This window comes from Streptomyces sp. NPDC054866, from assembly GCF_053610745.1.
In genome coordinates this window covers 265,467-283,311 of the sequence record NZ_JBSGZA010000003.1, presented here as the reverse complement: position 1 = coordinate 283,311, position 17,845 = coordinate 265,467, and the positions used below count along the sequence as shown (strand labels likewise).

The 17,845-nt window shown below is 66.6% G+C and carries 13 protein-coding genes and 1 tRNA gene; 3 read left to right on the top strand and 11 right to left on the bottom strand.

The window, feature by feature from the left end:
* Positions 1-8 precede the first annotated feature (8 nt).
* From ACWGI2_RS16675 to ACWGI2_RS16665, 3 genes are all read left to right on the top strand, one after another.
* The gene (locus ACWGI2_RS16675) at positions 9-1,190 is read left to right on the top strand and encodes a PE-PGRS family protein (RefSeq protein ID WP_453696037.1); all 1,182 of its coding nucleotides are present in this window, start codon (positions 9-11) and stop codon (positions 1,188-1,190) included.
* The gene (locus ACWGI2_RS16670; protein WP_453696036.1) at positions 1,187-1,750 is read left to right on the top strand and encodes a Pycsar system effector family protein; all 564 of its coding nucleotides are present in this window, start codon (positions 1,187-1,189) and stop codon (positions 1,748-1,750) included. Before ACWGI2_RS16675 ends, ACWGI2_RS16670 begins: the two co-directional genes overlap by 4 nt.
* A gap of 622 nt (positions 1,751-2,372) precedes the next feature.
* Positions 2,373-3,284, top strand: a complete 912-nt coding sequence (locus ACWGI2_RS16665; protein ID WP_453696034.1) for a M48 family metalloprotease — start codon at positions 2,373-2,375, stop codon at positions 3,282-3,284.
* Between the two features lie 89 nt (positions 3,285-3,373).
* On the opposite strand, the gene ACWGI2_RS16660 is transcribed toward ACWGI2_RS16665, so the two are convergent.
* The 11 genes from ACWGI2_RS16660 to ACWGI2_RS16610 form a co-directional block, all read right to left on the bottom strand.
* Complete coding sequence (locus ACWGI2_RS16660) at positions 3,374-7,273, bottom strand: DNA-directed RNA polymerase subunit beta' (protein ID WP_160506648.1); 3,900 nt, start codon at positions 7,271-7,273, stop codon at positions 3,374-3,376.
* A gap of 96 nt (positions 7,274-7,369) precedes the next feature.
* Entirely contained in the window at positions 7,370-10,855 is a 3,486-nt protein-coding gene (rpoB, locus tag ACWGI2_RS16655) for a DNA-directed RNA polymerase subunit beta (protein WP_453696033.1), read from the bottom strand.
* Between the two features lie 589 nt (positions 10,856-11,444).
* Positions 11,445-11,825: a 50S ribosomal protein L7/L12 gene (gene rplL / locus ACWGI2_RS16650; protein WP_160506646.1), complete on the bottom strand. Its 381-nt coding sequence runs from the start codon at positions 11,823-11,825 to the stop codon at positions 11,445-11,447.
* Between the two features lie 113 nt (positions 11,826-11,938).
* Entirely contained in the window at positions 11,939-12,469 is a 531-nt protein-coding gene (gene rplJ / locus ACWGI2_RS16645; protein ID WP_453397448.1) for a 50S ribosomal protein L10, read from the bottom strand.
* 261 nt (positions 12,470-12,730) lie between these two features.
* Entirely contained in the window at positions 12,731-13,675 is a 945-nt protein-coding gene (locus tag ACWGI2_RS16640) for a hypothetical protein (RefSeq protein ID WP_453696031.1), read from the bottom strand.
* Between the two features lie 65 nt (positions 13,676-13,740).
* Positions 13,741-14,628 carry a hypothetical protein gene (locus ACWGI2_RS16635; protein ID WP_453696029.1) on the bottom strand — a complete coding sequence of 296 codons (888 nt, stop codon included), beginning with the start codon at positions 14,626-14,628 and terminating at the stop codon, positions 13,741-13,743.
* A gap of 155 nt (positions 14,629-14,783) precedes the next feature.
* A complete protein-coding gene (gene rplA / locus ACWGI2_RS16630; RefSeq protein WP_160506642.1) occupies positions 14,784-15,506 on the bottom strand; it encodes a 50S ribosomal protein L1 in 723 nt (240 codons plus the stop codon).
* A gap of 86 nt (positions 15,507-15,592) precedes the next feature.
* Entirely contained in the window at positions 15,593-16,027 is a 435-nt protein-coding gene (gene rplK, locus ACWGI2_RS16625) for a 50S ribosomal protein L11 (RefSeq protein ID WP_160506641.1), read from the bottom strand.
* A gap of 183 nt (positions 16,028-16,210) precedes the next feature.
* Positions 16,211-17,131 (bottom strand): transcription termination/antitermination protein NusG, encoded by a 921-nt coding sequence (nusG, locus tag ACWGI2_RS16620; RefSeq protein WP_453696028.1) that lies wholly within the window; start codon positions 17,129-17,131, stop codon positions 16,211-16,213.
* A gap of 89 nt (positions 17,132-17,220) precedes the next feature.
* Positions 17,221-17,508 carry a preprotein translocase subunit SecE gene (secE, locus tag ACWGI2_RS16615; RefSeq protein WP_160506639.1) on the bottom strand — a complete coding sequence of 96 codons (288 nt, stop codon included), beginning with the start codon at positions 17,506-17,508 and terminating at the stop codon, positions 17,221-17,223.
* Positions 17,509-17,619: 111 nt separating this feature from the next.
* A tRNA-Trp gene (locus ACWGI2_RS16610) sits at positions 17,620-17,692 on the bottom strand.
* Positions 17,693-17,845 lie beyond the last annotated feature (153 nt).

Genomic DNA, 17,845 nt, shown 5'->3' with positions numbered 1-17,845 from the left:
TTGAGCCCATGGCGGAGTTCCGCCGTCAGCCGGAGTGGCAGCAACACGCCGACCGGCACAGCCAGTTGATCGACCCAGTGCTCACCGTCCGGCCGATCTCCCGCTTCGACTACACGGCCCGCAGACCCGTCACCGCGATCGACCACGCCCTGGTCTTCGCCACCGCCGCGGGCGTCTACGACGTCTACATCCCCCCGCACCGGCCCACCCGCACGGACGCCGCGACCCGGCGCTACGTATCCGTGTACGAGGTCGACATGGGAAGCCATCCGGTTCAGCTGGAGCTGGAACTGCCCAGCGACGACGACGCGTTCTCCTTCGGGGTCACCGCCGATCTGACCTGGCGGGTGGCTGATCCGATCGCGTACGTGCGCAGCGGTGAGCGGAACCTGCCCGCCCGGCTCACCCGTGAGCTCCACCAGTGCGCGCGACCGGTCAGCCGCCGGTTCTCCATCGAGGACAGCCCGGCCGCCGAGGAGGCGGTGCAGCAGACCGTGGAGGCCGGGGTCTTCGCCGCGGGGATCGGGATCGCCGTCACCTGCATGCTGCGGCTGCGGCTCGACGACGAGGCGGTCGCACACCGACGGCGCAGGCGCAGTCTGCGCTACGAGCACGAGATGCTGGCCCCCGAGCACCAGTACCACCTGCAGCAGGCGCGTCAGCAGCACGAGCTGGAGGTGCTGCGCCAGCAGCAGGCGCAGGAGCTGACCGCACGGAAGATCGAGTTCTACCGCTATCACCTCCAGCACAACGGGGTCGGGGCGTGGGCGCTGCATCTCGCGGAGCACCCCGAGGACACCCAGCTCGTGATGAGCAGCATCCGCAAGGACCAGCTCTCCCTCATCCAGAGCCAGTTGGAGCTGATCAGCGGTGACGGCCTGGAGGACTACCAGAAGGCCGAGTCGGCGAAGTTCGCCCTGCACGCGGTCAACGAACTCATCCACCAGCAGGGCCTCGCGCCCGCCGGGCCCCCGGCCGACGCGGAAGCGGAACCGGCGGCCCTGCCGCAGCAGCCCGGGGCGTACACGGAGCAGCCGTACGCCCCTCCGGCACCGGAGGGTGCGCCGCCCGGGCCCGCAGCCACGTACGCCGCCTGGGCACCGCCCCAGGCCGGGCCGACCGCCGAGGGCGGGCCCGGCGCACCAGGATCCGATCCGCGCACGCCTCCGCACGACCCGACGCCCGCATGAGCACGCCGGACGCACCCCCGTCAGCGCCGGTCTCGCCGCCGGACACACCACCGGCGGCCGGGGTGGGGCGACCCGGCGAGAAGACCGCCGAGCGCCTCCTCGCCGACCTGCGGTCCGAGATCGCCCGAGCCGACAGCAAGGCGTCGGTCCTGGTGGCCGCCCTGGGCATGACGGCGGGCGTCTTCACCGGGCTGCTGGCAGGACGGAACTGGCAGCCGGGCACGCTGTCCGCGGCCGGTGCGGCGGTCTGGTGGGCGGGCGTCCTGGCCTTTACGTCCGCCCTGCTCGCCCTGCTGCTCGCGGTGCTGCCTCGCTTGCGAGGTACGACGTGGACGGCCGGGCGCCCTCTGTCCTACTTCGGAGACATCCAACAGGCCGTACGCGAGGGGCGGTTGGCCCATGCGCTGGCCGAGACCGAGCGCGATCCCCTGTCCGGGCTCACCGCGGCGCTCGCCGAGACGAGCCGCATCGCCGTGCGCAAGCACCAGTGGATTCGCGTGGGGCTGATCGCCTTCTGCGCCGGCACCGCGCTGCTGCCCGCGGCTCTCCTCATCGGCTGACGACCACACAAAGCGAAGGAGCCGGCCCATGGCCCCGCCCCACCCAACAAACTCTCCCCACCCAGAACCACCGACGGGCCCGGAGCCTACATATCCGGTGACAGCCCACCCGGAGCCTACGTATCCGGGGCCTGTGGCCACCGAGCCTGCGCATTCGGGGCCCGTGGACCCGAAGACCACCCGCCCGGAGCCCCTGACCCCGAGGACCACTGCGAACCCCGGGGGCCCGGAGCCCACGTACCCCCAGCCTGCACACCCGGCACCGGCCTACCCGCAGGCCACGCACCCGGCGCCCGCGTACCCCCAGCCCACGCACCCCCAGCCCACGCACCCCGCACCCGCTTACCCCGAGCCCGCGTACCCCACGTCCCCCGAGCCCACATACCCGGCCCCAGCACCAGCTCCGAGCCCGGGGTCAGGCCCAGCCCCAGGCCCATATCCAGCCCCGCCCTCAGAACCCTCGTACCCGCACCAGGGCCCGCACCCGACCTACCCAGGCACCGTCCCCCCTCCACCCCAAGGGAGTGTGGTTCACCCCCCAGGGCCTCCCCCGTCGCGACCGCCGATGGTCCCCCAGGGCGCCGATGATCTCGACTACAGGCACCAAGGCTCGCGGCTGCACGTGGCTGCCCATCAGCGGGGGACCGATGCCACCGCCGTGGGACGCCTCCTCGTGCAGGTGCCGGGGTTTCTCGTCAGCTTCATCATCGTCGGCGGTCTCTCGGTCAGCCTGTTCGGCGACGCCGGATGGCTCGTCGTCCTGGCCTGGCTCGCGTCCGGCGCCCTCGTCTTCCACCGGCCGACCGAGCTGGCCTTCGCCCGGCACGTCCTCGGCCTGCGGCAGCCGCTGGCCGAGGAACGGATGCGGCTGGAACCCGTCTGGCGTGAGGTCACCGCTCGTGCGGGCATCGAACCGCAGACGTACGAGCTGATGGTGGAGAACAGCGACGGCCTGAACGCCATGGCGGCCGCCGGCCACGTCGTCGGCGTCACGACGTTCTCCCTGAACCGGCTGCCCAGCAGCCGGCTGGCCGCCGTACTGGCCCATGAGCTGGGCCACCACACGGGCGGGCACGCCTGGGCGGGACTGCTCGGCTACTGGTACTCGACGCCCGGACGCGTCGTCTGGGCCGTGGCCCGGCGCATCACCTGGCTCGCGTTCGTCGTGGCGCGGCACATCTCGCTCGCCGCGACCGGCGTCGTCATCCTGTGCCTTGGCGCCCTCCTGATGGCCGTGACGGCTGCCCTGTGGTTCGTCGTGATCCCACTGGTCTTCACCCCGTACCTGCTCGCCCACTTCGGCCGCCGCGGCGAACTGCGCGCCGACCAGCAAGCCGCCGCCCTGGGCTTCGCCCCCATGCTGGCGGAGGTCCTGCACGAGATGCAGGCGCAGGACGACGCCGAACGCGCGCGGGCCGTCGCCGCCGGACACCGGGTCAAGAAGCCGGGCAAGCTGGCCCAGCTGCTCTCCAGCCACCCCGAGACGCACACCCGGCTGCTGGCCCTGGAGCCCTATCTGCGGACGCACCTCTGAGCCGCGCCCGAAAACGCCGAAGGGCGCCCACCCCGTAAGAAACGGAGTGAGCGCCCTTCAGTTCAACTCAAGCGACTGGCAAGCAGCGCCTACTGGTTGTACGGCCCGTAGTCGTAATCCTCCAGCGGCACAGCCTGACCCGACCCCGTCCCGAAGGGCGAGTAGTCGATGTCGTCGTAGCCGACGGCCGAGTACATCGCGGCCTTGGCTTCCTCGGTCGGCTCGACCCGGATGTTGCGGTAGCGGGAGAGACCCGTACCGGCCGGGATGAGCTTACCGATGATGACGTTCTCCTTGAGGCCGATCAGGGAGTCGGACTTGGCGTTGATCGCCGCGTCCGTCAGGACCCTGGTCGTCTCCTGGAAGGAAGCCGCGGACAGCCACGACTCCGTCGCCAGCGAGGCCTTGGTGATACCCATCAGCTGCGGACGGCCGGAGGCCGGGTGGCCGCCTTCCGTCACGACCCGACGGTTCTCGGTCTCGAACTTCGAGCGCTCGACGAGCTCGCCCGGCAGCAGCTCCGCGTCGCCGGACTCGATGATCGTCACGCGGCGGAGCATCTGCCGGATGATGATCTCGATGTGCTTGTCGTGGATCGACACGCCCTGGCTGTTGTAGACCTTCTGGACTTCGCCGACCAGGTGGACCTGGACCGCGCGCTGACCGAGGATCCGCAGCACGTCGTGCGGGTTGGTGGCACCGAAGGTGAGCTTCTGGCCCACCTCGACGTGGTCACCCTCACGCACGAGGACCTTGGCGCGCTTCGAGATCGGGAAGGGAGTCTCGTCGCTGCCGTCGTCCGGCGTGACGACGATCTTCTTGGTCTTCTCGGTCTCCTCGATACGGATGCGGCCTGCCGCCTCCGAGATCGGGGCGACACCCTTGGGCGTACGAGCCTCGAAGAGCTCGACGACACGGGGCAGACCCTGGGTGATGTCGTCACCGGCCACACCACCGGTGTGGAACGTACGCATCGTCAGCTGCGTGCCGGGCTCACCGATGGACTGGGCGGCGATGATGCCGACCGCCTCACCGATGTCGACCAGCTTGCCGGTGGCGAGCGAACGGCCGTAGCAGAAGGCACAGGTGCCGACCGCGGACTCACAGGTCAGGACCGAACGGGTCTTGACCTCCTCGACGCCGTTGGCGACCAGGGCGTCGATGAGGACGTCACCGAGGTCGACGTTGGCCGGCGCGATGACCTTGCCGTCGATGACGACGTCCTCGGCCAGCATGCGGGCGTACACCGAGGTCTCGACGTTCTCCGTCTTGCGGAGCACACCGTCCTCGCCCTTGACCGCGATCTTCAGCTTCAGACCGCGCTCGGTGCCACAGTCCTCCTCGCGAATGATGACGTCCTGAGAGACGTCGACCAGACGACGGGTGAGGTAACCGGAGTCGGCGGTACGGAGAGCCGTGTCCGCCAGACCCTTACGGGCACCGTGCGTGGAGATGAAGTACTCGAGGACCGAGAGGCCCTCACGGAACGACGCCTTAATCGGACGCGGGATCGTCTCGTTCTTCGCGTTCGACACCAGACCACGCATACCGGCGATCTGACGCATCTGCATCATGTTTCCTCGGGCACCCGAGTCAACCATCATGAAGATGGGGTTCGTCTTGGGGAAGTTCGCGTTCATCGCCTCGGCAACCTCGTTGGTCGCCTTGGTCCAGATCGCGATGAGCTCCTGCGTGCGCTCGTCCTTGGTGATCAGACCGCGCTCGTACTGCTTCTGGACCTTCTCGTCCTGCGCCTCGTAGCCCGCGACGATCGCCTTCTTGGCCTCGGGGACCACGACGTCGGAGATGGCCACGGTGACACCGGAACGGGTCGCCCAGTAGAAGCCCGCCGCCTTCAGGTTGTCGAGCGTCGCCGCCACGATGACCTTGGGGTAGCGCTCGGCCAGGTCGTTGACGATCTCGGAGAGCTGCTTCTTGCCCACCGAGTAGTCGACGAACGGGTAGTCCTCGGGCAGCAGCTCGTTGAAGAGCGCGCGGCCCAGGGTCGTACGCAGTCGGAAGCTGTCGCCCTGCTGGTACTCCTGCTCGCCCTCTTCGACGGCCGGCGGGGTCCAGCCGCGCGGCGGGATGGTGCCCACCGGGAAGCGGATGTCGACCTTCGCCTGGAGCGAGAGCTCCTTGGCGTCGAACGCCATGGTCGCCTCGGCGGAGGAACCGAACGAGCGGCCCTCACCGATGACCTTGCGCTCTTCCTCGTCCGTCGTGAGGAAGAAGAGACCGAGAACCATGTCCTGGGTCGGCATGGTGACGGGACGGCCGTCTGCCGGCTTCAGGATGTTGTTCGAGGACAGCATCAGGATGCGGGCCTCGGCCTGCGCCTCCGCGGAGAGCGGCAGGTGCACGGCCATCTGGTCACCGTCGAAGTCCGCGTTGAACGCGGTGCAGACGAGCGGGTGAATCTGAATGGCCTTGCCCTCGACCAGCTGCGGCTCGAAGGCCTGGATGCCGAGGCGGTGCAGCGTCGGCGCACGGTTCAGGAGAACCGGGTGCTCGGCGATGACCTCTTCCAGGACGTCGTACACGACCGTGCGGCCGCGCTCGACCATGCGCTTGGCCGACTTGATGTTCTGCGCGTGGTTGAGGTCAACCAGGCGCTTCATCACGAACGGCTTGAAGAGCTCCAGCGCCATGGCCTTCGGCAGACCACACTGGTGCAGCTTCAGCTGCGGGCCGACGACGATCACGGAACGCGCGGAGTAGTCCACACGCTTACCGAGAAGGTTCTGACGGAAACGACCCTGCTTGCCCTTGAGCATGTCGCTCAGGGACTTCAGCGGGCGGTTACCGGGGCCGGTGACCGGGCGACCACGACGACCGTTGTCGAAGAGGGCGTCCACGGCCTCCTGGAGCATGCGCTTCTCGTTGTTCACGATGATCTCGGGCGCACCGAGGTCGAGAAGGCGCTTCAGGCGGTTGTTGCGGTTGATGACGCGGCGGTACAGGTCGTTCAGGTCGGAGGTCGCGAAGCGGCCACCGTCCAGCTGCACCATCGGACGCAGGTCCGGCGGGATGACCGGCACGCAGTCGAGCACCATGCCCTTGGGGCTGTTGCTGGTCTGCAGGAACGCGGAGACGACCTTGAGGCGCTTGAGCGCACGGGTCTTCTTCTGGCCCTTGCCGGTACGGATGATCTCGCGAAGCCGCTCGGCTTCCTCATCCAGGTCGAACGACTCAAGGCGCTTCTGCAGTGCAGCGGCACCCATCGAACCGTCGAAGTACGTGCCGAAGCGGTCACGCAGCTCGCGGTAGAGCAGCTCGTCACCCTCCAGGTCCTGGACCTTGAGGTTCTTGAAGCGGTTCCAGACCTCGTCGAGACGGTCGATCTCGCGCTGCGCACGGTCACGCAGCTGCTTCATCTCACGCTCGGCACCTTCGCGCACCTTGCGGCGTACGTCGGCCTTGGCGCCCTCGGCCTCGAGCTCGGCCAGGTCGGTCTCGAGCTTCTTGGCGCGGGCCTCCAGGTCGGAGTCGCGACGGTTCTCGACCTGCTGACGCTCCACGGAGACGTGCGCCTCCAGGGAGGGCAGGTCACGCGTACGGCGCTCCTCGTCCACGAACGTGATCATGTACGCCGCGAAGTAGATGACCTTTTCGAGGTCCTTCGGGGCGAGATCAAGCAGGTAGCCGAGGCGCGACGGGACGCCCTTGAAGTACCAGATGTGCGTGACAGGGGCGGCCAGCTCAATGTGGCCCATCCGCTCACGACGCACCTTGGCGCGAGTGACCTCGACGCCGCAGCGCTCGCAGATGATGCCCTTGAAGCGGACACGCTTGTACTTACCGCAGTAGCACTCCCAGTCCCGGGTCGGACCGAAGATCTTCTCGCAGAAGAGTCCGTCCTTTTCGGGCTTGAGCGTGCGGTAGTTGATGGTCTCCGGCTTCTTGACCTCGCCGTGGGACCACTGTCGGATGTCGTCCGCGGTGGCAAGGCCGATCCGCAGCTCGTCGAAGAAGTTGACGTCGAGCACTTTGTCGTCAATCCCTCTTTCGGGGTCGAGTCTCAATCATGGTCTGAACGGGTCCGGGGAGAGCCGGCCGGACACGAGGTCCGGCCGGACAACCCGTCAGACCTCTTCGACGCTGCTCGGCTCGCGCCGGGACAGGTCGATACCGAGCTCTTCCGCCGCGCGGAAGACGTCCTCGTCGGTGTCGCGCATCTCGATGGACATGCCGTCCGAGGACAGCACCTCCACGTTGAGGCAGAGCGACTGCATTTCCTTGATGAGCACCTTGAAGGACTCGGGAATGCCGGGCTCGGGGATGTTCTCGCCCTTGACGATGGCCTCGTAGACCTTCACGCGGCCGGTCACGTCGTCGGACTTGATCGTAAGGAGTTCCTGGAGGGCGTACGCGGCGCCATAAGCCTCGAGCGCCCACACCTCCATCTCACCGAAGCGCTGACCACCGAACTGAGCCTTACCACCCAGCGGCTGCTGGGTGATCATGGAGTACGGACCGGTCGAACGGGCGTGGAGCTTGTCGTCGACCAGGTGGTGCAGCTTGAGGATGTACATGTACCCGATCGAGATCGGGTCCGGGAACGGCTCGCCGGAGCGCCCGTCGAACAGCCGCGCCTTGCCGGACGGGAGGACCATGCGGTCGCCGTCGCGGTTCGGGATGGTGTGCTCGAGGAGGCCGGACAGCTCGTCCTCGCGGGCGCCGTCGAAGACCGGAGTCGCGACGTTCGTCCGCGGGTCGACCTGGTCGGCGCCGATGCGCTGCAGGCTCTGCGCCCAGTCCTCGCTGAGACCGGAGACGTCCCAGCCCTGGCTGGCGAGCCAGCCGAGGTGGATCTCCAGGACCTGACCCGGGTTCATTCGGGACGGGACACCCAGCGGGTTGAGGATGATGTCGACGGGCGTGCCGTCCTCAAGGAAGGGCATGTCCTCGATCGGAAGGATCTTGGAGATGACGCCCTTGTTTCCGTGACGGCCGGCCAGCTTGTCGCCGTCCGTGATCTTGCGCTTCTGCGCCACGTAGACACGAACCAGCTGGTTCACGCCCGGCGGCAGCTCGTCGCCCTCTTCACGGTCGAAGACGCGTACGCCGATGACCTTGCCGATCTCACCGTGCGGCACCTTCAGCGAGGTGTCGCGCACCTCGCGCGCCTTCTCACCGAAGATCGCGCGGAGCAGACGCTCTTCCGGCGTCAGCTCGGTCTCGCCCTTGGGCGTGACCTTGCCGACGAGGATGTCGCCGGCGACGACCTCGGCACCGATACGGATGATGCCGCGCTCGTCGAGGTCGGCGAGGACCTCTTCGGAGACGTTCGGGATGTCCCGGGTGATCTCCTCCGGGCCCAGCTTGGTGTCACGGGCGTCGACCTCGTGCTCCTCGATGTGGATCGAGGAGAGGACGTCGTCCTGCACGAGGCGCTGCGACAGGATGATCGCGTCCTCGTAGTTGTGACCCTCCCAGGGCATGAACGCCACGAGCAGGTTCTTGCCGAGGGCCATTTCGCCCTCTTCGGTCGCGGGACCGTCGGCGAGAACCTGACCCTCGATGACCCGGGCGCCCTCGTCGACGACAACCTTCTGGTTGACCGAGGTGCCCTGGTTCGAGCGGGAGAACTTGGCGATGCGGTACGTGGTGTACGTGCCGTCGTCGTTCGTGACCGTGACGTAGTCCGCGGAGACCTCCTGGACCACACCCGCCTTCTCGGCCTTGATCACGTCACCGGCGTCGACCGCACAGCGGTACTCCATGCCGGTGCCGACGAGGGGAGCCTCGGCGGTGATCAGCGGCACGGCCTGACGCATCATGTTCGCGCCCATGAGGGCACGGTTGGCGTCGTCGTGCTCGAGGAACGGGATCATCGCGGTCGCGACCGACACCATCTGGCGCGGCGAGACGTCCATGTAGTCGACGTCGTCGCCGGGGATGTAGTCGATCTCGCCGCCACGACGGCGGACGAGGACGCGCGACTCGGTGAAGCGCATGTCCTCACCCAGCACGGCGTTGGCCTGGGCGATCACGAAGCGGTCTTCTTCGTCGGCCGTGAGGTAGTCGACGTCGTCGGTGACGACGCCCTCGACGACCTTGCGGTACGGCGTCTCGACGAAGCCGAACGCGTTGACGCGGCCGTACGAGGCGAGCGAACCGATCAGACCGATGTTCGGGCCTTCGGGAGTCTCAATCGGGCACATGCGGCCGTAGTGAGACGGGTGCACGTCACGGACCTCGAAGCCGGCCCGCTCACGGGAGAGACCACCCGGGCCAAGCGCCGACAGACGGCGCTTGTGGGTGAGACCCGACAGCGGGTTGTTCTGGTCCATGAACTGCGACAGCTGGCTGGTGCCGAAGAACTCCTTGATGGAGGCGACGACCGGCCGGATGTTGATCAGGGTCTGCGGCGTGATCGCCTCGACGTCCTGAGTCGTCATGCGCTCGCGGACGACGCGCTCCATACGAGCCAGACCCGTGCGGACCTGGTTCTGGATGAGCTCGCCGACGTTGCGCAGACGACGGTTGCCGAAGTGGTCGATGTCGTCGGTCTCGACGACGATCGACGTACCGCTGTCACCAACGGTCTCGACCTCACCGGCGTGCAGCTTCACCAGGTACTTGATCGAGGCGATGATGTCCTCGACCGTGAGGATGCCCGCGTCGAGCGGAGCGTCCGCACCCAGCTTCTTGTTGACCTTGTAGCGGCCGACCTTCGCGAGGTCGTAGCGCTTGGGGTTGAAGTAGAGGTTCTCAAGCAGAGTCTGAGCGGCCTCACGCGTCGGCGGCTCGCCCGGACGGAGCTTGCGGTAGATGTCGAGCAGCGCGTCGTCCTGGCCCTGGGTGTGGTCCTTCTCCAGGGTGGCGCGCATGGACTCGTACTCGCCGAACTCCTCGAGGATCTGCTCGGTCGTCCAACCGAGAGCCTTGAGCAGAACGGTGACCGACTGCTTGCGCTTGCGGTCGATGCGGACACCGACCATGTCGCGCTTGTCGATCTCCATCTCCAGCCAGGCACCCCGGGACGGGATGATCTTGGCGGAGAAGATGTCCTTGTCGGACGTCTTGTCGATCGAGGAATCGAAGTAGACACCCGGCGAACGGACCAGCTGCGACACGACGACACGCTCGGTGCCGTTGATGACGAAGGTGCCCTTGTTCGTCATGAGCGGGAAATCGCCCATGAAGACCGTCTGGGACTTGATCTCGCCGGTCTCGTTGTTGGTGAACTCGGCAGTGACGAAGAGCGGGGCGGCGAACGTGAAGTCGCGCTCCTTGCACTCGTCGATGGAGTTCTTCGGAGGCTCAAAACGGTGGTCGCGGAACGTCAAGGACATCGACCCAGAGAAGTCCTCGATCGGAGAGATCTCCTCGAAGATCTCCTCCAGACCAGACTTGGTGGGGACGTCCTGTCCGCTGTCCAGAGCCGCCTCGACACGAGCCTTCCACGCTTCATTCCCGAGCAGCCAGTCAAAGCTCTCGGTCTGCAGCGCAAGAAGGTTCGGAACCTCGAGGGGCTCCTTGATCTTTGCAAAGGAGATGCGCAGCGGGGCGGTGCTGGCGCCGTTGTTCGTATTCGCGGTCGAGGCAGTGCGCGAGGCGGCCAAGAGGGGGTCCTTCCGAGGGCTCGGACTCACTACGCGCGTACCGGTCCCAGGTTGGACGCAGAGACGGAACATCCCAGGTCAGGGAAAGTCCAGTCCACTGTGCTCAAGCATGGGCATGCCCCTGGTGACGGGCAGGAGGCAGCTAACAGGCAGCGCAAAGGGTCAGTGTAGCCACTAGGCCCACTGATGTCCAGTGCGGGTTTTTGAAGACCCTCGTTGTTCTCAACCCCTGCTGCAAGCCACGCCCTCGATGCACATCGATACTGCCCTCTTCGCCGTCGATCCATGCCTCGGATGCGGATCGTTGTGACGACGCGTCCTGAGAATTGCGCGCTGCGTGCGGTTCGTCAAGGCCCCCCTGCCCCGACTTGGCTCTCAGTTCGTCACCGTCACGGCCGTTCCGAGGCACGACGAAGATCACCATACTCGTCGGGGCGGGCTACGCAAGGCAGCCGTAGGGGTGCGCCGGAGAACGCCGAAGGGCGACCACCCAGATGGGTGATCGCCCTTGACGCGCGCTGCCTGAGCAGCGCTGAAAAGTCCTGCCGACTACACGCCCACAGGCGCGCGGCAGACGACTCGCGAGGTGTTACTTGACCTCGACCGAGGCGCCGGCGGCCTTGAGGGACTCGGCAGCCTTCTCGGCGGCCTCCTTGGCGACCTTCTCGAGGACCGGCTTCGGGGTGCCGTCGACGAGGTCCTTGGCCTCCTTGAGACCCAGGGAGGTGAGCTCGCGCACGACCTTGATGACCTGGATCTTCTTCTCGCCGGCGCCGGTGAGGATGACGTCGAACTCGTCCTGCTCCTCGGCAACCTCGGCGGCGGCGGCCGGGCCGGCCGGGGCGGCGGCGACGGCCGCGGCGGCGGTGACGTCGAACTTCTCCTCGAAGGCCTTCACGAACTCGGAGAGCTCGATGAGGGTGAGCTCCTCGAACTGAGCAAGCAGGTCTTCCTGGCTGAGCTTCGCCATGATGGGCGATCCTTCCACTAATTCGGCTGGTGCCGGGTGTATATGAAGGCGGGCGTACGTTCGGCCCGCTGCGACCGTCGCCCTAGCGGGCGGCGATCAATGCGCGAGCCGAATTACTCGGCACCGCCCTGCTCGGCCTTCTTGGCACGAAGCGCCTCCGCGGTGCGGACGAACTTCGAGGGAAGCGCCTGGAAGAGCTGCGCAGTCTGCGTCTGCTTGCCCTTCATGGCGCCCGCCAGCTTGGCGAGCAGAACCTCGCGGGACTCGAGGTCCGCGAGCTTCTTGATCTCGTCGGCGGACAGCGCCTTGCCGTCAAGGACACCGCCCTTGATGACGAGGTTGGGGTTGTCCTTGGCGAAGTCACGAAGACCCTTCGCCGACTCCACCGGGTCACCGGTGACGAAGGCAACAGCCGTCGGACCCGAGAACAGGTCGTCCAGCGTGTTGATCCCGGCCTCGTTGGCCGCGATCTTGGTCAGCGTGTTCTTCACCACGGCGTACTCGGAGTTCTCACCGAGCGAACGGCGCAGCTGCTTGAGCTGGGCCACGGTGAGACCCCGGTACTCGGTCAGCACGGCGGCGTTCGAGCTGCGGAACTTGTCCGTGAGCTCGGCTACCGCGGCAGCCTTGTCGGGCGTCGGCATAGAGCGTCGGCCTCCTTCCGGGTGATGAGGACCGCTCAAAAGGGGCTGACAAAACAAAACGCCCCAGCGCAGGCGCATGGGGCGTGAGCTCGACCCGACGGAATCCCGTCCGGGAGCACTTCCTCAGTCACCTGCGCGGGTCGTCCGCAGTTTCAGCGGATCCTTCGGCCACCGCACCCTCTTACGAGCACACGGCAACGACCAGCGGTCTTTGGCTTCTGTGGAAGAGTACGCGAACGGGTTCGCGTCAAGCAAATCGGGTCAGATACCGCTGTCCGAGCCGGTACCGGCGCCGCTCTTCTCGAGCTCCTTGAACATCTCCATCAGGTCGAAGGTCTCCCCGGCCGGCGGCGGGGTCACCTTGGCGGCCGCGCCGTACTCGGAGAACTTCTGGGACGTCTTCATCGTGCCTTCAGGGGACTTGATGTCGATGTCCATACGGACGGGGTAGTCGTCCTCGTTCACCCAGACCTCGGTGTCGTACCCCTTGATGCCCGACTTCTCGATGTTCTTGAGGAGCTGTTCGCGCTCGCTCTTGCCGAGCATCTCGTCGAGGCCCTTGTTGGACTCCATCATCTCCTTGACGGAGAGGCGGCCCTTGTAGCGCTGGGTCTGGACGCCGTCGACCTTGGCCGGGCCGACGTGCTTCAGGTTCGGCGAGTCCAGGAGCATCGCGAGCTGCTGCGCCGGATCCTGGTTCATGCTGTCAAGGCCGCCGGTCAGCTGCTTGGCGGCCTTCTCGTCACCGACCTGCTCCGCGATGGTGTTCAGGTCCATCTTGACCCACTGCTTGCCGTCCATGTCCTTGGCGGCGACAGCCCCCATGTCCATGTACATGACGTTGTCGAGCCAGAGCATCCGGACCTTCTCCGGCGCCTCCGGATCGCCGGCCGTGAGCGCCGAGCCCGACATCGTCATATCCATGACCGTCGGGTCCCAGCCCATGACGCCGGACATCTTCATGTCACCGCTGGCGCCGCCCATCGACTTCGGCGCGGACATCGTCATCTGGACCTTGGCCGACTTGGCCTTCGCGGTCTTCTCGTACGCCGCCGTGATGACCTCGGTCACCTGCGACCGGGACTGGGTCTCCCCCGAGCCCGTCCCGTTGGCCTTGCCGTCCTTGTCGGAGCCTCCACAGGCCACCGCACCCGTACACAGCAGCGTGGTGGCGAGCACGGCGCCCGCCATTCTCTTCACAGTCATGACCCCACCCCTAGGAACACATGATCGACACAATTCAGTCTGGCGAGAATACCCGACGCCCGAGGTCAGGCCTGCGGCTGCTGGTTCATGAGGTCCTTGAAGCTCATCGTGTCCGAGGCCGGGGGCTTCTCGGCGGAGACCGGGGTGCCGTAGTCGCTGTAGTAGACCGTCTGGGAGAAGGAGCCGGTCTTCATGTCGGCCTTCTCGGTCTTCTTGACCAGCAGATCGTCGCCGTCGACCCAGATGTCGATCTTCTCGGTGCTCATGCCGGCCTGCTTGAACTGCTTCTTCAGCTCGGACATCTGCCCGGCGTCGAGGTCCGTGTTCTTGCCGGTGAGGTCCGCGACGTCGACGGTGCCCGAGTAGTGGGTCGCCTCCGTCCCGCGGACCTTCTCCTGGCCCACGCGCTTCACGTCGCCGGACGCGAGGAGCATCTTCACCGACTGGTTGGGTGTGGTGTTCTGCATCTGGTCCTTGAAGGCCTCGCCGGCGGCGCCGCCCATCTCGGCCAGCGTGGCGTAGTCGTACTCGATCCAGTGCTTGCCGCCGGACTGGGAGGCGAACTTGTCGCCCATGTTGGCGTAGTACGCGTCGGGCAGATAGCGGTAGTCGATGGTGGACTGGCCGAGCTGTTCCATCTGGTCGGCCGCGGTGCCGCCGGTGAGGGTCGCCGTCACCTCGCCGGTCACCCCGTCCTTCCAGCCCATGACGCCCTTCATGTCCATCGACATCTGGGTGCCCATGACCGTCTTGCCCTCGACCTTGGCCGAGTCGGCGTTGTCGGTCTTGTTCTCGATGGTGCGCAGGGCGGCTATCGGGCTCAGGGCGGCGGAGCCCTTCTTCTTGCCCTTCGCGTCGCTGTCGCCGCCGGAGGAGCCACAGGCCGCGACCCCGGTCAGCGCGGCGGCCACCGCGATCGACAGGCCAGCGCGTCGCATGGTCGTGCTGTTCATGACATCCCACCCCTTGTACTCGTGTGAATCCCGCACGCTAGCGCAGTCCCCGAGAGCTCCGACGGACATGCACGCATACGAGGACGGGCCCCGCACCTCGAAAGGTTGCGGGGCCCGTCATCACAAACGCGTGCACGACGCGACTGCCGTCAGATTCAGACGGCGGCCGGGTCCTCCTCGACGAGGAGGTTGCGGGTGCGGTTGCTGTCCAGCGGAATGCCGGGGCCCATCGTGGTGGTGAGCGCGGCCTTCTTGATGTAGCGACCCTTGGCGGCCGACGGCTTCAGACGGAGGATCTCCTCCAGCGCCGCGGCGTAGTTCTCCACCAGCTTGGTGTCGTCGAAGGACACCTTGCCGATGATGAAGTGCAGGTTCGAGTGCTTGTCGACGCGGAACTCGATCTTGCCGCCCTTGATGTCGTTGACAGCCTTCACGACGTCGGGGGTCACGGTGCCGGTCTTCGGGTTCGGCATCAGACCACGCGGACCGAGCACGCGGCCGAGGCGGCCGACCTTGCCCATGAGGTCCGGGGTGGCGACGACGGCGTCGAAGTCCAGGCGACCCTTGGCGACCTCGTCGATGAGCTCGTCGGCGCCGACGATGTCGGCCCCAGCGGCTTCCGCGGCCGCAGCACGGTCACCGGTCGCGAAGACCAGGACCCGGGCGGTCTTGCCGGTGCCGTGCGGGAGGTTCACGGTGCCACGGACCATCTGGTCGGCCTTGCGCGGGTCGACACCCAGGCGGAAGGCGACCTCGACGGTGCCGTCGAACTTGGTCGCGGAGGTCTCCTTGGCGAGACGGACGGCCTCGAGCGGGGCGTAGAGCTTGTCCCGGTCGATCTTGGCGTCCGCAGCGCGGAGAGTCTTGCTGCGCTTCACTTCTGCTCCTGTGGTTTCAGGTGTGGAGTCGTGGTGCGGGCCGGCGCGTGGCCCTACCACTGAGAAAGGTCAGACGGGGAAAGCTCTTAGCCCTCGACCGTGATGCCCATGGAACGGGCGGTGCCGGCGATGATCTTCGACGCGGCGTCCAGGTCGTTGGCGTTGAGGTCTTCCATCTTGGTGGTGGCGATCTCGCGGACCTGCGCCTCGGTGATCTTGGCGACCTTGGTCTTGTGCGGCTCGCCGGAGCCCTTCTCGACACCCGCGGCCTTGAGGATCATCTTGGCGGCCGGCGGAGTCTTGGTCACGAAGGTGAAGGAGCGGTCTTCGTAGACCGTGATCTCCACCGGGATGACCCAGCCACGCTGCGACTCGGTCGCGGCGTTGTAGGCCTTGCAGAACTCCATGATGTTGACGCCGTGCTGGCCCAGCGCGGGGCCGACCGGCGGGGCCGGGTTGGCTGCGCCGGCCTGGATCTGGAGCTTGATAAGCCCCGTGACCTTCTTCTTCTTGGGAGGCATTGCTCTCTCCGGGTCCTAGTGAGAGTTTCCAGCCACCATCCAGTCATCCGGATGGAGGCATACCGCACAACGATAACGGGTATAGTCGCGCGGCCAAAAACCGAGCAGGTCAGACAGGCTTTGAGAGCCCGTCTGACCTGTTCGGAGGCGTATGTTCCAGAGGAAGCCAGGAAGCCGCGAGGGCTAGTTCTTCTGGATCTGGTCGAAGCTGAGCTCGACCGGGGTCTCACGGCCGAAGATCTCGACGAGACCCTTGACCTTCTTCGAGTCGGCGTTGATCTCGTTGATCGTCGCCTGCAGCGTCGCGAACGGGCCGTCGGTGACGGTGACCGAGTCCCCGACCTCGAAGTCGAGCACCTGGACCTCGACCTTGCGGGACGGAGCCGGCTTGCCCTCGGCCTCGGCGGCCTCGCGGGCTGCCTTCTCCTCGGCCTCGGGGGCGAGCATCTTGACGATCTCGTCCAGGGTCAGCGGGTACGGGTCGTAGGCGTTGCCCACGAAGCCGGTGACGCCGGGGGTGTTGCGGACGACGCCCCAGGACTCGTTCGTCAGGTCCATGCGCACCAGGACGTACCCGGGGAGCTTGTTCTGACGGATCGTCTTGCGCTCGCCGTTCTTGATCTGCGCGACCTCTTCCTGCGGCACCTCGGCCTGGAAGATGAAGTCCTCGACGTTCAGCGAGACGGCACGCTGTTCGAGGTTGGTCTTCACGCGGTTCTCGTAACCCGCGTAGGTGTGGATGACGTACCACTCGCCGGGCAGGGTGCGGAGCTCGTCGCGCAGGGCCACGATCGGGTCGACCGGCTCGGCCTCCTCCTCGTCCTCTGCGGACTCAGCGGACTCGGCGGCCTCTTCGGTCTCGCCCTCGGTCTCGTCGGCCTCGGCGGCGGCTTCGTCGCCCGCCTCAGTGTCGTCGACGGCCTCGGTCTCGTCCTCGACGTGCAGCGCCGACTCCTCGGCGGGAGTGCCAGCGGCGACGTCGGCAGCCTCGGCCTGGTCCGGGTCCTCGGCGTCCGCCGCCTCGACGATGTCGAGCTGGTCCTCCACGGACTCCTCGGAATCCACGCGCGGCTCAACGGCGTCGTTCAGGTTCGGGTCAGACACGGTGGCTGCTTCTTCCTGGATACAGAGGGGTGGAACGCGCGAAACGGGCGCCGGGTACGGCGCCCTTCGCTCTCGGCTGTGCCATCGGCTCAGCCGAAGACGTACTTGACGGCCTGGTTGAACCCATAGTCAATCACGGTCACAAGGCCGATCATGATGACGACGAAGACAATCACCACGGTGGTGTACGTCGTGAGCTGACTGCGAGTCGGCCACACGACCTTGCGGAGTTCCGCGACGATCTGGCGGTAGAAGAGCGCGAGACGCCCGAAGGGGCCCTTCTTGCCGCGCTTGCCGCCCTTGCGGGCCTTCTTCTTCGAATCCGGCGCCTCGTCCTGGGCATCAGGCATGTCGATGGAGCCCACGGCGTCCGTCACTCGTCCTCACCTGATTCCGGGTCGTGGCCGTGCCGCGCCCGGTATGAGCCGCACGGCGGTGCAATGCAGTACGTACATGTGCGCACACGTCCTGGCGAGAGGAGTGTGTAGCAGGGCCGGAGGGACTTGAACCCCCAACCGCTGGTTTTGGAGACCAGTGCTCTACCAATTGAGCTACGACCCTTTGATTTCCCCCAACCTACCGCATCCGCCCGGGTGCACAGAGTGCGAGGAGAAGGTGCGGCCGGTGAGGGCCAACGAGCAGTGAGTGTACGTGTTCTGCGGCGCCCCGTCGAACAGAAACGGATCCGGCGGCCCCCGGCAAACACCGAAAGCC

Coding starts and splice junctions, on each gene's coding strand:
- ACWGI2_RS16635 (WP_453696029.1), bottom strand. CDS start 14,628: ATGAACAGCACGACCATGCGACGCGCTGGCCTGTCGATCGCGGTGGCC.
- ACWGI2_RS16675 (WP_453696037.1), top strand. CDS start 9: ATGGCGGAGTTCCGCCGTCAGCCGGAGTGGCAGCAACACGCCGACCGG.
- ACWGI2_RS16640 (WP_453696031.1), bottom strand. CDS start 13,675: ATGACTGTGAAGAGAATGGCGGGCGCCGTGCTCGCCACCACGCTGCTG.
- rplL (WP_160506646.1), bottom strand. CDS start 11,825: ATGGCGAAGCTCAGCCAGGAAGACCTGCTTGCTCAGTTCGAGGAGCTC.
- ACWGI2_RS16670 (WP_453696036.1), top strand. CDS start 1,187: ATGAGCACGCCGGACGCACCCCCGTCAGCGCCGGTCTCGCCGCCGGAC.
- rplK (WP_160506641.1), bottom strand. CDS start 16,027: ATGCCTCCCAAGAAGAAGAAGGTCACGGGGCTTATCAAGCTCCAGATC.
- rplJ (WP_453397448.1), bottom strand. CDS start 12,469: ATGCCGACGCCCGACAAGGCTGCCGCGGTAGCCGAGCTCACGGACAAG.